Annotated in this window: 11 protein-coding genes; 5 read left to right on the top strand and 6 right to left on the bottom strand. The window is 71.2% G+C overall.

Annotated features, from left to right (window positions below):
• The first annotated feature begins 449 nt into the window (after positions 1 to 449).
• Positions 450 to 1,823 (top strand): TrkH family potassium uptake protein, encoded by a 1,374-nt coding sequence (locus ACZ4Z5_RS06480; RefSeq protein ID WP_468257484.1) that lies wholly within the window; start codon positions 450 to 452, stop codon positions 1,821 to 1,823.
• Positions 1,816 to 2,538, top strand: a complete 723-nt coding sequence (locus ACZ4Z5_RS06475) for a potassium channel family protein (RefSeq protein WP_468257481.1) — start codon at positions 1,816 to 1,818, stop codon at positions 2,536 to 2,538. The genes ACZ4Z5_RS06480 and ACZ4Z5_RS06475 overlap by 8 nt, the downstream gene beginning before the upstream one ends.
• Here the strand turns inward: ACZ4Z5_RS06475 and ACZ4Z5_RS06470 are convergent.
• Positions 2,531 to 2,821, bottom strand: coding sequence for a hypothetical protein (locus ACZ4Z5_RS06470; protein ID WP_468257478.1), 291 nt, complete (start codon positions 2,819 to 2,821; stop codon positions 2,531 to 2,533). The genes ACZ4Z5_RS06475 and ACZ4Z5_RS06470 overlap by 8 nt on opposite strands.
• 42 nt (positions 2,822 to 2,863) lie before the next feature.
• Positions 2,864 to 3,055: a hypothetical protein gene (locus ACZ4Z5_RS06465; RefSeq protein ID WP_468257476.1), complete on the bottom strand. Its 192-nt coding sequence runs from the start codon at positions 3,053 to 3,055 to the stop codon at positions 2,864 to 2,866.
• Between the two features lie 285 nt (positions 3,056 to 3,340).
• On the opposite strand from ACZ4Z5_RS06465, the gene ACZ4Z5_RS06460 reads away from it, so the two are divergent.
• Together ACZ4Z5_RS06460 and ACZ4Z5_RS06455 are read left to right on the top strand one after the other, a co-directional pair.
• Positions 3,341 to 4,558, top strand: a complete 1,218-nt coding sequence (locus ACZ4Z5_RS06460) for a cation:proton antiporter (RefSeq protein ID WP_468257473.1) — start codon at positions 3,341 to 3,343, stop codon at positions 4,556 to 4,558.
• A gap of 28 nt (positions 4,559 to 4,586) precedes the next feature.
• A complete protein-coding gene (locus tag ACZ4Z5_RS06455; RefSeq protein WP_468257470.1) occupies positions 4,587 to 5,249 on the top strand; it encodes a hypothetical protein in 663 nt (220 codons plus the stop codon).
• 257 nt (positions 5,250 to 5,506) lie between these two features.
• Here ACZ4Z5_RS06455 and ACZ4Z5_RS06450 read toward each other — a convergent pair whose 3' ends face one another.
• Positions 5,507 to 7,456, bottom strand: a complete 1,950-nt coding sequence (locus ACZ4Z5_RS06450) for an NAD-binding protein (RefSeq protein WP_468257702.1) — start codon at positions 7,454 to 7,456, stop codon at positions 5,507 to 5,509.
• 433 nt (positions 7,457 to 7,889) lie between these two features.
• On the opposite strand from ACZ4Z5_RS06450, the gene ACZ4Z5_RS06445 reads away from it, so the two are divergent.
• A complete protein-coding gene (locus ACZ4Z5_RS06445) occupies positions 7,890 to 8,951 on the top strand; it encodes a PucR family transcriptional regulator (protein ID WP_468257468.1) in 1,062 nt (353 codons plus the stop codon).
• Between the two features lie 183 nt (positions 8,952 to 9,134).
• On the opposite strand, the gene ACZ4Z5_RS06440 is transcribed toward ACZ4Z5_RS06445, so the two are convergent.
• From ACZ4Z5_RS06440 to kdpC, 3 genes are all read right to left on the bottom strand, one after another.
• Positions 9,135 to 11,678, bottom strand: coding sequence for a DUF4118 domain-containing protein (locus ACZ4Z5_RS06440; RefSeq protein ID WP_468257466.1), 2,544 nt, complete (start codon positions 11,676 to 11,678; stop codon positions 9,135 to 9,137).
• Positions 11,675 to 12,373, bottom strand: coding sequence for a response regulator (locus tag ACZ4Z5_RS06435; RefSeq protein ID WP_468257463.1), 699 nt, complete (start codon positions 12,371 to 12,373; stop codon positions 11,675 to 11,677). Before ACZ4Z5_RS06435 ends, ACZ4Z5_RS06440 begins: the two co-directional genes overlap by 4 nt.
• A 108-nt stretch (positions 12,374 to 12,481) precedes the next feature.
• Positions 12,482 to 13,117, bottom strand: a complete 636-nt coding sequence (kdpC, locus tag ACZ4Z5_RS06430; RefSeq protein ID WP_468257461.1) for a potassium-transporting ATPase subunit KdpC — start codon at positions 13,115 to 13,117, stop codon at positions 12,482 to 12,484.
• Between the last annotated feature and the right edge of the window lie 4 nt (positions 13,118 to 13,121).

The following is a 13,121-nucleotide window of genomic DNA, read 5'->3' as shown; positions in this document are numbered from 1 at the left end:
TTGAGCGAACGCTGTTGTCCGATCGGCGACCCAAGGCGCCACCGGTCCGGACTCGGACCGTGAGGGCGCCTGGTCGTACTGTGGTGCGGCCGGTGCGTGCCGGCACTCCGGTGGTCCGGCCAGGGGTGGTGCCGGAGCGGAGTTGCGCATTCTTAGCACGGCCTTTACATGTTTTTTAGTGATCCAGATCACACACGTGCCCTGTTTGCCGCATATCCGCAGGTTCGGTAATCCGATCGTTATTTGGATCTGAGGTTCCCCTGAGCGAACACAGCCTCGGCAGGATCAGGCCCCCCGACGGCCGAGAGGGGGATGCGACCGGGATCGGGACGCACCGCCGATGCGGGGATTCCGGATCTCCGGGAGAGGATTGACAGCCGCCGGTCCTTGACGCGATCTTGATGGCCCGGCCCAATGGCGGTGTCGACATACGGAAGAGAGGCCGGCACGTGGCTGGACGAATCGCGCGGGTGTGGCAAGCGGTGTTCACCGCCCACCCGGCCCGCACGGTGGTGTCGGCGTTCGCACTGGTCATCGGCCTCGGCACGGCCGCTCTGATGCTGCCCGCGGCATCGGCCGACGGCTCGGTCACCAGCCCGCTCACCGCGCTGTTCACGGCGACCTCGGCCGTGTGCGTCACCGGGCTGGTGGTCGTGGACACCGCCGAGCACTGGTCCACCTTCGGTGAACTGCTGATCCTCGCGCTGATCCAGGTCGGCGGCTTCGGCATCATGACCATGGCCTCCCTGCTGGCGATTCTGGTCTCCGGCAGGCTCAGACTCCGGATGCAGCTGACCGCGGCCGCCGAGACCAAGAGCCTGGGCCTGGGCGACGTACGGCGCGTCCTGCTCGGCGTCGCAGGATGTACGCTCATCGTCGAGCTGGCGGTCGGCGCGTTCCTGTCGCTGCGGCTGCGATTCGGCTACGACCTCGGCTTCGGCGAGGCCGTCTACTCGGGCGTATTCCACTCCATCTCGGCGTTCAACAACGCCGGATTCGGCCTGCACGGCGACAGCATCACCCGCTACGCCCAGGACCCCTGGGTCACGATGCCCATCGCCGTGGCCGTGATCCTCGGCGGCCTCGGCTTCCCCGTACTGCTGGAAGTCCTGCGCCACCGGAACCGGCACCGGACGACCGGTCTGCGCAACTGGTCGCTGCACACCCGGCTGACCCTGGTCACCTCCGCAGCCCTGCTGGTGGTCGGAACCGTGCTGACCTGCCTGCTGGAGTGGACCAACCCCGGCACGCTCGGCCCGTTCGACTGGGGCCAGAAGGTCCTCAACGGGTTCTTCTACTCGGCGATGAGCCGCACGGCCGGTTTCAACGCCATCGACATGGGCGCTCTGAACGCCTCCACGGTCCTGTTCACCTGCACGCTGATGTTCATCGGCGGCGGCAGCGCCGGCACCGCCGGCGGGATCAAGGTCACCACCTTCTCCGTTCTGGCCGCCGCCATGCTGGCCGAGGTACGCGGCGAGCCCAACTCCACCGTCATGGGCCGCCGCCTCGCCCCGCACGCCCTGCGGCAGGCCCTGACCGTGGCACTGCTGGGCGTCGGGCTGGTCATCGCCGCCACACTGGCGCTGCTGACCGTGACCAAGGCCCCCGCCGAGGCGGTGCTGTTCGAGGCCGTCTCCGCCTTCGGTACGGTCGGCCTGTCCACGGGCATCACCGCCGACATCCCGGTCTCCGGGCAGCTGATCCTGATCCTGCTCATGTTCATCGGCCGCCTCGGCCCGATCACCCTGGTCTCCTCGCTCGCCCTGCGCGAGCGCGTCCTCCGCTACCAGCTACCCGAGGAGCGACCCGTCATTGGGTAACTACCTGCACAACCTGCGCCGACGCCGCCGCAAGCGCCTGCGGGACATCGCCGGCCACACCACCGCCGACCAGCGTGTCGCCGTCATCGGCCTGGGCCGGTTCGGCAGCTCACTGGCGAACGAACTGACCCGCCGCGGCTGGGACGTCCTGGGCATCGACACCGACCCCACACTCGTCCAGAAGCACAGCGACATCCTGACCCACTCGGCCGTCGCCGACTGCACCGACCCCGTGGTCATGCGCCAGCTAGGCGTCGGGGACTTCCCCAGCGTCGTCGTGGGCATCGGTACGGACATCGAGGCCAGCATCCTGATCGCCTCCAACCTGCTGGAGGAGGGCGTGCCCAACATCTGGGCCAAGGCCATCAGCCGCCAGCACGGCCAGATCCTCGAACGGCTCGGCGTCCACCACGTCGTCCTGCCGGAGCACGAGATGGGCGAACGCGTGGCCCACCTCGTCACCGGACGGATGCTCGACTTCATCGAGTTCGACGACGACTACGCGCTGGTCAAGACCGTCACCCCGACGGCGATCACCGGGGTCCCGCTCGGCGAGAGCGCCGTGCGCACCCGCTACGGCATCACGGTCGTCGGCATCAAACGGCCGGGGCAGGGCTTCACCCACGCCACCGCCGAGACCGTGGTCGAAAAGGGCGACGTCATCATCATCACCGGCAAGACCCAGGCCGTGGAAGCCTTCGCCGAGCTCAGCTGACGGCAGGCCGCTGCGCCGCGAAGGCAAGCAGGAGAGTCCCCGCGACCGCGAACGCCCCGCCCACCGCCGTGCACAGCAGAATCGAGTCGGGTGAGGCGTCGGCCAGCCGGGGCACGGCGTTGAAGGGCGCGGTCGCGTAGATCAGCAGAACAGCCGCGCCCCGCAGCCGTACCGGTGCAAGCCGGGCACGCAAACGGCGGGGAACCCGGTCGGCGGCCATGGCCAGACCTGCGGGCAGCAGGGTCAGGGAGAACAGGATCAGGGCAGTCCACTGCCACTTCATGAGTGCGGTCCCTCTACAGGTAGGTGGTACGTGGAAGGTCGCTCAGTCGCGGCGCGGATCCGAGGCGATCATGACAAGGCCTGTCGTCAGGAGTGACAGCCCGATGATCAGAAGCGGGAATCCGGGTCCGGGCAGGACGTAGAAGGCGGCCCCGGCCAGGCTGACCGGCACCCCGGCGGCAGTCAGAAGTCTCCCGATCCGTCCGTCGGACGGCAGGCTGCAGCGTCGGCGCATCGTGGGATTCCTCCGATCGTCGGACCGCGCTGGGCACAAAGGCCCCCAGTGGACGCCGACCGGACTTCCCGGCACACCCCGCGTCAGTCACGGACGCGTCCCCGCACGTTACAGGCGACGGCAGATCCTCGGCCAGGGGATGCCGTCGGCAACGGGAGGCACGGAATTCTGCCGCTAAGACCTCGTCAACACACCGTAAGGAGCGTGTAAAGTCCGCTGTGGCGTGCCGGGAAGTCTGGTCGGCGATCAGGGGACAACTCTCTTCGCAGATCGGGGCTTCCTGCCATGGTGCTCGTCGCTGTCTTCGGTGTCGCACTGCTCGTCGCTGTGCTGCTGTCCGGGCTCGCCGCCCGGACCGTGCTTTCCACCTCACTGCTGTTCCTGCTCGGCGGGGCGCTCGTCAGCGACGGCTTCCTCGGACTGATCCACATCACCGCCGACAGCGAGATCGTCGCCGTGACCGCCGATCTGGCACTGTTCGCGGTGCTGTTCACCGACGGCATGCACGTCTCGTTCCCCAAGCTCCGGGAGAACTGGAAGAACCCGGCCCGCGCGCTGGGGATGGGGATGCCGCTCGCCATGGTCGGCATGGCGCTGGTCACCCACTACCTGGTCGGCCTGGACTGGACGACGTCCTTCCTCGTCGGTGCCGTACTGGCGCCGACCGACCCCGTGTTCGCCTCCGCGATCGTGGGACGCAAGGAGGTGCCGGCGAAGCTGCGGCAGCTGCTGAACGTGGAGAGCGGGATCAACGACGGCCTCGCCCTGCCGGTGGTGCTGATCCTCATCGCCGCCGCCGGGCCCACGTCCTCCCACGCGGAGGCCTCGCTGGGCATGATCAGCCTGGAGCTGGCCCTGGGCCTGGTCTTCGGGATCGTGCTGCCGCTGGCGGTCACCGCCCTGGTCCGGTTCCGGCTGCTGGGCGCGGAGCCGAAGCTCCAGCCGCTGCTGCCGCTGGCCACCGGGATCATCCTGTACGGGCTGTGCCACCTGACCCACGCCAACCCCTACCTCGCCGCGTTCTCCGCCGGCGCGGTCTTCACCGCCGCCTCACCGGAGGCCAAGGCCGCCTTCGAGCCGCTGGGCGAGGCGCTGGCTGAGCTGGCCAAGTTCGCCGCTCTGCTGGTCTTCGGCGCGCTGCTGACCCCGCAGCTGTTCGGCGACCTGTCGCTGGGCGGGTACGTGGCGGTGGTACTGGCGATCGTCCTCATCCGCCCCGCATCGCTGCTGCTGTCGCTGGTCGGCACCGGATTCGAGCGGCGGCAGAAGCTGGTGGCCGCCTGGTTCGGCCCCAAGGGCTTCGCCTCCGTGGTCTACGGACTGCTGGTCCTCCAGGCCGGCATCCCCCAGGGCGAGCAGGCGTACACGCTGATCGCCGTGTGCATCGCCTTCTCGATCATCGCCCACAGCAGCACCGACGTCCCCATCGCCCGTCTCTTCCACGTCGACGAGGACACCGTGCCCGCGACGAACCGACCGACACCGGCGGGACGGGCCCTGTGAACCGACCGACACCGGCGGGACGGGCCCTGTGAGGGGAATCGGCCGTGGGCGCGAGGGGAGCACCGGTGCGCTGCGCGGAACCCGACGCCGCGAGATCCGGCTCGCCCAGCGTGACCGGGTGCAAGCCCTCGCCGGCGCCCTGGAGCCGCCGACGGATCCGCTGGTCTGGCGGTCCGGAACCACAGCCCGGATCGCAGCGGCCCTCTGGTGCGTGGCCTTCGTGGCGTTGACCGTGCCGCCTGCTGACGGGAGCCTGGCCGCCCCGGGCTTCGGCGGGCTGGTCTTCGCCGTCTGGACCTCTCTCGTCGCCGGCTGGGCCGCCTGCCGGGCGGCCCTGTGGCGGGTCACCGCCGACCGGGACGGCATCCGGGTCCGCCGCCTCTGGTCCGCCTCCTTCCTGCCCTGGTCGGCCATCAGCCACGTCGAGGCCCGCCGCGACGGCCTCCTGGAGTTCGTCGGGCCCGCCGCAGAACCGATGGGAGGGCTGTTCCGGCCGCCGTGGCTGAGCCGCCGCCTCGGCCTCCGGGACACCCTCGGCGAGGCCGCCGACACCCTGACGGCCATGGCCCTCCACCCCCGGCTGCGCCCACCGTCCCAGGCCGGCCGCGCGCTGACCGGCCCGCCATTCGCCCGCTGGGCGATCCCGCTGGGGATCCTGCTCTGCGTCGCCCGCGATCTCGTCAACCGCTGATCCGGCCCGCGGCTCAGCCATCGCCGCGGGCGTCCGTGGTGGGTATCCACATTGCGCCGGTACCGGAGGTGCGACGTGCGCACTGCGCGGAGGCATTGCCCGTGCCGGCCGGGGCCTCACGCAGCACGGTGATGGTCTGCACCGGCGCCGGCCTGGCATCGGCCGCGGTGGGGGTGCTCCTCCTGTCTCCGAGCGGATGCGACGACGGGTCCGCGGCTCCGGCCCATGGCAGGCCTCCGACTACGACCGGCAACTGATCACATCTCTCCTGGGACGGTGGGTGCCGTGCCCACGGAACCTCCCGTGAGGTCTGGGCGGCGTCCGAGGAGCTCGGCGAGACCGAGGCGGGTCGCGGCCAGCACGACGCGGTCCTCGGCCCTCAGTACGTAACCGGGGTGAAGGTCCCACACCAGGCCGGTGTGCCGGCCCTGCGCGCCGCCGTCCGGGGTCGAGGCCAGGTCGGGCCGGCGGTCTTCCGGGGCGGCGGCGTCCAGGGCTATCACCCGCCAGGCGCCGGGGCGGAAGGAGTCGGCAATCGTCCTGCCCTGCAGCTGAGGATGGCCGCCGACCTCGATGGCGGCGAACAGCAGCACTCGGCGCTCCACTGGTATCGCGCCGAGGATCTGGCGGCCCATCATCGCTCCGGCGAAAGCGGGAGCGGCGAGGTGGGTGACGCTGCGGCTGCGGGTCAGGGCTTCCGGGTGCGCGGCTCTCAGCGTCCGGTACACCGCGGTGGCGAAGTCGTCGTCGTACAGCCGCAGGACCGCCCTCAGGTCCGCCTTGAGCGAGCGGGCGTAGAGGGCGGCCTCCAGGTTCGTGGTGTCCGAGCTGGTCAGCGCCAGGAGGGCGTGGGCGCGGTGGATCCGGGCCGCCTCCAGGACGCCCTCCTCGGTGACGTCACCCAGGACGACAGGCACCCGCAGGCTGCGGGCGAGGGCCAGTCCGCGCGCCTCTGGGTCGGACTCCACGCACACGACCGGGATCTCCAGTTCCCGCAGTCTGGCCAGGACCCGGGTGCCGACCTTGCCCAGGCCGAGCAGGACGACGTGCCCCGACAGCGTGCGGGGCGGGCGGCGCTGGGCCGTGGCCGTGCGGAAGGCACCCAACCCTTCCAGGGCCGCGGCCACCAGCGCGGGCAGGATCAGCATGCCGACGAAGCCGGCGAGGATCTGGAGCAGCTGGCGTTCTGCGGGTTCCTCGACGGCCGGGTCGTTGATCGCGAAGATGTCGAGAAGGGTCATGTAGGCGGAGTGCAGGGGGTGCTCCCCGGTCGTGGCCCACCCGGCCAGCGCCAGGGCGCCGACCGCGGCCGCCAGACCGAACAGCGCCCAGCGCAGACGCCGGGAGAACAGCGAGCCCATGGGCAGTGCCGCCGTGGCGAGCCGGGGGCCGGCCTGCTGGGGGCCGGCGTAGGAGACCGCCTCCAGGGCGACCACGCCCCGGCCGGTCGCCGCCGCTACCGCCCGGTCGTCCGGCAGCAGCTGCGGACCCCGCTCCCCGCTGTGCTCGGCACCCTCGGCGCCGGCCGGGTCGGCCGTGGTCGCGGACAGCAGCGCCAGGGTGCACAACCCGGGATCGGCCACTTCCCCCCGGCCGGGCGGAGTGCGCTCCACGGCACGCAGCAGCAGCCCGTCCGCCTGGACGACCTTGCCCGTGCCCGCGACCGCGGTCGCCGCCAGCGCGGGCGCGGCCGTGTCGGCATCCGAGAGCACGGTGGTCGAGGAGTCCAGCTCCCGCAGGTCGACGCTGGGGTCGGCGACGATCGCCGCCTGGTCCAGCAGTTCCTCCAGGTGCTGGCCCAGCTTGCGGTTGTAGAGCCGGATCACCAGCCGCAGCCTCGGATTCAACCGCCGGGCCATGAGTGCCGCGCGCAGGTTGGTCTCGTCGTCCTCGTAGACCAGCGCCAGCGCCGAAGCGCCGGCCACTCCGGCGGCGGTCAGCACCTCCTCGGTGGGCTCGGCCGCCTCCACCCACCGCAGCTCCCGCGCGCCGGGCTGCCGCTCGGCGGAATGCGCGGGACGAGGCCTGCCGGACCGCGCCCGGGCCAACAGGCCCGCGCCGAGCCCGGATCCGGCCCCGAAGCGCCCGTCATCCCGCACCTGACCGGCCGGACGTGCGGGTACCACGAGGGTCACCCGCTCCCGGTAGACCTCGCGCAGCTCCACCGCCAGGCGGTGGGCCAGCCCGTCGTCCCCGCAGACGACCATCCGGCCGCCCGTGTCGGCGAGTTGGCGTACCGAACCGGTCGAAGTCACTACCCAAGGATGCACCGGACCCCCTCACGTCCCCGAGGGCCACATCCTGTGCGGGCACAGGCTCTCCCGCACGTAACCCGCTCGCATACACGGACGGAGCGGGGGACGGCAGGACCGTCGGCCCTGTCGCCCCCTCCCCTCCCGCCGCCGGAGCCCCCGTCTCCCCCGGCGATGCCCCTTCCGTCCCGGCTCCCCGGCACGGAGCGCGGTGGAACGACAGTGCGTTCACGGCCTGATGGTGCATCTCCCCGCCCGGTCACCGCATTGCCGGTTACCGGCAGTCTTTACGCTTCCCTGATGCCGGTGTCGGCGGCGTCACTGCGGCATGTCACCCTTGTCCGGCGTCAAGGATGTGTCAGGGACGCGTCGGGATCGGAGAGGAATCATGGCGGAGCACGCAGTGGCGGAGGAGTACCTGGCAGGGTATGCACGGATGCTGCTGGATGCCTGCGCCACCGGCCGCCGTCTGTCCCGGGTCGAGCTGGAGGGCCGGCGAGCCGAGGGTGAGCGGGCGGCGGAGGCCGGTCTCCGCCTCCGTGTTCTCGTACGCGCGCACCTGGCCGAGGCACGCAGAGCGCAGGAAGCGCTGGCCCCGCCGCAGGCACTCAGTCTGCTCGCCGTCGTCGAGCAGGCCGTGGACGCCTTCGCCGAAGGCTTCGACCGGGCCCAGCGGCTGGCCGTACGCCAGGAGGAGGCGGCCCGCCGGGAGTTCATCGACGACCTCCTCTACGGAGGCAGCGACCTGGGCCGGCTCGCGGAGCGCGCCGAGCGCTTCGGCATGCGCCTGTCCCGCGCCCACGCGGTGGCCGTCGCCATCGGCCCCGAACCGTACGGCGACGGCTATCCGGTCGCCCGCGGGATCGAAACGGCCGTCCACGCGCGCTTCGGCAACCGCCACACCCTGCTGACCACCAAGGACGGCCGTCTGATCTGCGTCGCGCCGGGCGATCAGCCCGACGTCCTGGCCTTCTTCGCCAAGCAGGCGTACGCCGCGACCGACGGTGGCCGGGTCGCCGTGGGCCGTGCCCATCCCGGGCCGGGGGGCGTCGTCCACTCCTACGAGGAGGCCCTCAACGCCCTTGAACTCGCCGACCGCATGAATCTGGAGGGGCCGGTACTGCACGCCGCCGACCTGCTCGTCTACCCGGTTCTCGCACGGGACCGACAGGCGATGGCCGACCTCGTGGAGACGACTCTCGGCCCGCTCCGCCAGGCGCGCGGTGGTGCACAGCCGCTGGTCGACACCCTCGGCGCCTACTTCGACAGCGGCTGCGTCGCCGTCGAGGCCGCCCGCCGCCTCTCGCTCAGTGTGCGCGCCCTGACCTACCGACTGGAGCGCATCCACAGCCTCACGCAGGCCGACCCGGGCGACCCCCGGCACCGCTACACCCTGCAGACCGCGGTCATCGGGGCCCGGCTGCTCGGCTGGCCGGACACCTCGGCGTGACCCGGGTCCACGGCCTGTGGCCTCGACGTACGAGGCGATGAGCTCGGGATGCTCCTCGACCAGCAGGTGGCAGGCGTCCTCCCGGTCCAGGTGGCCGGCAGCTGCCGCCGGCCACCGCTGTGCACCAGTCCTGAATGAGGGCTGCCCCGGTCGTGCTGCGGTGGATCGAGTTCGTCGGCGGCTTCACGAGGTGGCGGTTGCGGGCAGGGCCGAGCGGGACGAGAGCTGGCCGGGGGCAGGAGGCAGCGTGAGGACCATGGTCATGCCGCCACCGGGGGTGTCCTCGGCGGACAGGGTGCCGCCGATGGCTTCGATGAAGCCGCGGGCGACCGCGAGGCCCAGACCCACGCCGGCTCCGGCGGGGGCGTCTCCGTAGCGCTGGAAGGGCTCGAAGATGCGGGTCTTGGCCTCGTCCGGGACACCCGGTCCGCGGTCGACGACGCGCAGTTCGACGCGGTCGGCCAGCGCGCTGGCGGAGACCAGGACGCGCTGCCCGTCGGGACTGTACTTGACGGCGTTCTCCACGATGTTGGCCACGGCGCGTTCGAGCAGGCCACGGTCGACGGCGACCATCGGGAGGGTTTCGGGAATGTCGAGCTCCACGCTGTCGTCGGGGACGCCGGCCAGTGCCCGCGGGACCACTTCGTCGAGGTCGGTCTCGCGGATCAGCGGGGTGACGGTGCCGGTCTGCAGGCGGGACATGTCGAGGAGGTTGCCGACCAGGGCGTCGAGGCGGTCCGCACCTTCCTCTATGCCTTCGAGGAGTTCTGCGCGGTCCTCTTCCGACCATTCCACGTCGTCTGCCCGGAGAGAGGTGACGGATGCCTTGATGCCGGCGAGCGGGGTGCGCAGGTCGTGGCTGACGGCGGCCAGGAGCGCGGTGCGGATGCGGTTGCCCTCGGCGAGGCGCCGGGCCTCCTCCGCCTGGCCGACCAGGCGCTGGCGGTCGAGTACCACGGCGGCCTGCGCGGCGAAGGCGCCGAGGACCCGGCGGTCCTCGGCCGGCAGGACCCGGCCGGTGAGCGCGAGGGCCATGTTCTCGCCGACGGGCATGTCGACGTCGGCTTCCTCGGGGCGCGCGGCCGGGGCGGGCCCGGTGCCCGCCGCGAGGGTCCAGGGCTCGACCTCGCTGTCGCGTTCGAGCAGGGCCACCGATTCCATGGCGAAGGTCTCACGGACCCGGTCCAGCAGCGCGGGCAGGGAGTCCTCACCACGCAGGACGCTGCCGGCGAGGAAGGACAGGATCTCGGCTTCCGCCCGCAGCCGGGCGGCCTGGTGGGTGCGCCGGGCAGCGAGGTCGACCACCGAGGCCACGGAGACCGCCACCGCAAAGAAGACCACGATGGCGAGGATGTTCTTGGGGTCGGCGATGGTCCACAGGTGCAGGGGTGGTGTGAAGAAGTAGTTGAGCAGCAGGGACCCGAAGGCCGCCGAGGCCAGCGCGGGCAGCAGCCCGCCCAGCAGGGCCGCGGCCACCGTGAGGGTCAGGAACAGGAGCATGTCGTTGGTGAGCCCGAGGTCGGGAACGACAGTGCGCAGCAGTACGGTCAGCAGGGCGGGTCCCAGGATGCCGACCAGCCAGCCCCAGATGATCCGGGAGCGGCCCAGGCGGGAGCCCCGTGCGACGGGCAGGCCGCGTCCCTTGGCGGCCTGGTCGTGGGTGACGATGTGGACGTCGAGGTCGGGTCCCGATTCACGGGCGACGGTGGCGCTGACGCCGGGGCCGAAGACGTACTGCCAGGGCTTGCGCCGGCTCACGCCCAGGACGATCTGGGTGGCGTTGACTCCGCGTGCGAACTCCAGCAGGGCGTCGGGGATGTCGTCGCCGATGACGTGGTGGAAGGTGCCTCCGAGGTCCTCGACCAGCCTGCGCTGGAAGGCGAGTTCCTTGGGCGAGGCCGAGGTGAGTCCGTCGCTGCGGGCGATGTAGACGGCGAGGACCTCACCGCCGGCGCCTTTCTCGGCCAGGCGGGCCGCCCGGCGGATGAGCTGGCGGCCCTCGGGTCCGCCGGTGAGGCCGACGACGATGCGTTCGCGGGCCTGCCAGGTGGAGCGGATGTTGTGCTCGCCGCGGTACTGCTGCAGGTACTCGTCCACCCGGTCGGCCACCCACAGGAGGGCGAGCTCGCGCAGGGCGGTGAGATTGCCTGGGCGGAAGTAGTTGGACAGGGCCGCGTCGACCTTGTCGGGCTTGTAGATGTTGCCGTGGGCCATGCGGCGGCGCAGGGCCTGCGGGGACATGTCGACCAGCTCGATCTGGTCGGCTCGCCGGACCACCTCGTCCGGCACGGTCTCCTGCTGGCGGATCCCGGTTATCGTCTCGACGACGTCACCCAGTGACTCGAGGTGCTGGATGTTGACGGTGGTGATCACGTCGATGCCGGCCTGGAGGAGCTCCTCCACGTCCTGCCAGCGCTTGGCGTTGCGGGAGCCGGGCACGTTGGTGTGGGCCAGCTCGTCCACGAGCGCCACGGCAGGCCGTCGAGCCAGCACGGCGTCCACGTCCATCTCGGTGAAGACGGCGTCCCGGTACTCGAGCTCCTTGCGCGGGGTCTCCTCCAGCCCGTGCAGCATGACCTCGGTCCGCGGTCGGCCGTGGTGCTCGACGAAGGCGACGACGGCGTCGGTGCCGCGCTCGATCCTGCGGTGCCCCTCGGAGAGCATCGCGTAGGTCTTGCCCACGCCGGGGGCCGCACCGAGGTAGATCCGGAATGTGCCGCGTCTCATGTCCCTTGGCCTTCGGGTTCGAAGCGATAGCCCATGCCGGGCTCTGTGATCAGGTAGCGGGGGTGTGAGGGGTCCGCTTCCAGTTTGCGCCGGAGCTGGGCCATGTAGACGCGGAGGTAGTTCGTGTTGTCGCTGTGCGTCGGACCCCACACCTCGAGCAGGAGCCGGCGCTGGCTGATCAGCCGGCCGGGATGGGTGATGAGGATTTCCAGCAGCTGCCACTCGGTGGGAGTGAGCCGGACATCACGGCCATGACGCCGTACTCTTTTGGCCACCAGGTCCACGGTGAAGTCCGCGGTCGCGACCTGGAACGCCTCGTCCGGGTGCTGGGGAGGCTCGTTGCGGCGCAGGGCAGCACGGAGCCGGGCGAGGAGTTCGTCCATGCTGAAGGGCTTGGTGATGTAGTCGTCGGCGCCGGCGTCCAGGGCCCGGACCTTGTCCTCGGACGTGTGGCGGGCGGACAGGACGAGGATCGGCACCCGGCTCCAGTCCCGTACGCCCGTGATGACGTCGAGGCCGTCCATGTCGGGCAGGCCGAGGTCCAGCAGTATGAGGTCCGGCTTGCGGGCAGCCGCGAGCCGGAGCGCCGTACCACCGTTGGCGGCCGACTCCACCTCGAACTTGCGCGCCTGGAGGTTGATCCTCAGGGCGCGGACGAGTTGCGGGTCGTCTTCCACCACCAGGACCCTGGTCATCGCTGTGGCGCCTTTCCTTCCGCGGTGAGCGTGCGGGACATGGGGTGGAGCCGACGGGACGCGAGGGTTCCGCGTCCCGTCGGCTCCGGCGCCCGTTTCCAACGGGCGTCAGCTCTTGGCCAGGTCCTTCAGGGCCAGGTTGAGCTCGAGGACGTTGATGTGCGGTTCGCCGAGGAATCCCAGCGTGCGCCCGTCGGTGTGGTCAGCGACCAGTCGGGACACCTGCTGCTCGGTGAGTCCGTTCTCCCGGGCCACCCGCTTGATCTGGATCCGGGCGTACTCCGGCGAGACGTGCGGGTCGATCGCGGAGGCCGAGCCGGTGACCGCGTCCTTGGGAACCTCCGACTCGGGCACTCCGTTGAACTCGGCGACCTGCTTCCTGGCGTCCTTCACCGCCTGCACCAGCCGGGCGTCCGACGCGCCGAGCTGGCCGGAGCCGGTGGCGAGCGGGTCGTAGCCGCTGTTGGACGGGCGCGGCTGGAACCACTTCGGGTCCGGGCGTGCCGCCTCGTTCTCGTCGTCGGGGTTCTGCTTCGGCAGGTCCCAGCTCTGCCCGATCAGCGACGAGCCGACCTCCCTGCCGTCGGCCTTCACGATCGAGCCGTTGGCCTTGTCGTGGAAGAGGGCCTGGGCGACCCCGGTGACGGCGAGCGGGTAGAGGATGCCGGTCACGACGGTCAGCACCAGCAGCATCCGCAGCGCGGCCATCAGCAGACGGCCCGTGTTGGAGACGGAAGTGTTCATGGCA

It is taken from the genome of Streptomyces sp. NPDC030222, assembly GCF_055573115.1.
The sequence above is the reverse complement of the archived record's forward strand: the minus strand, read 5'-3'. Positions and strand labels throughout refer to the sequence as shown.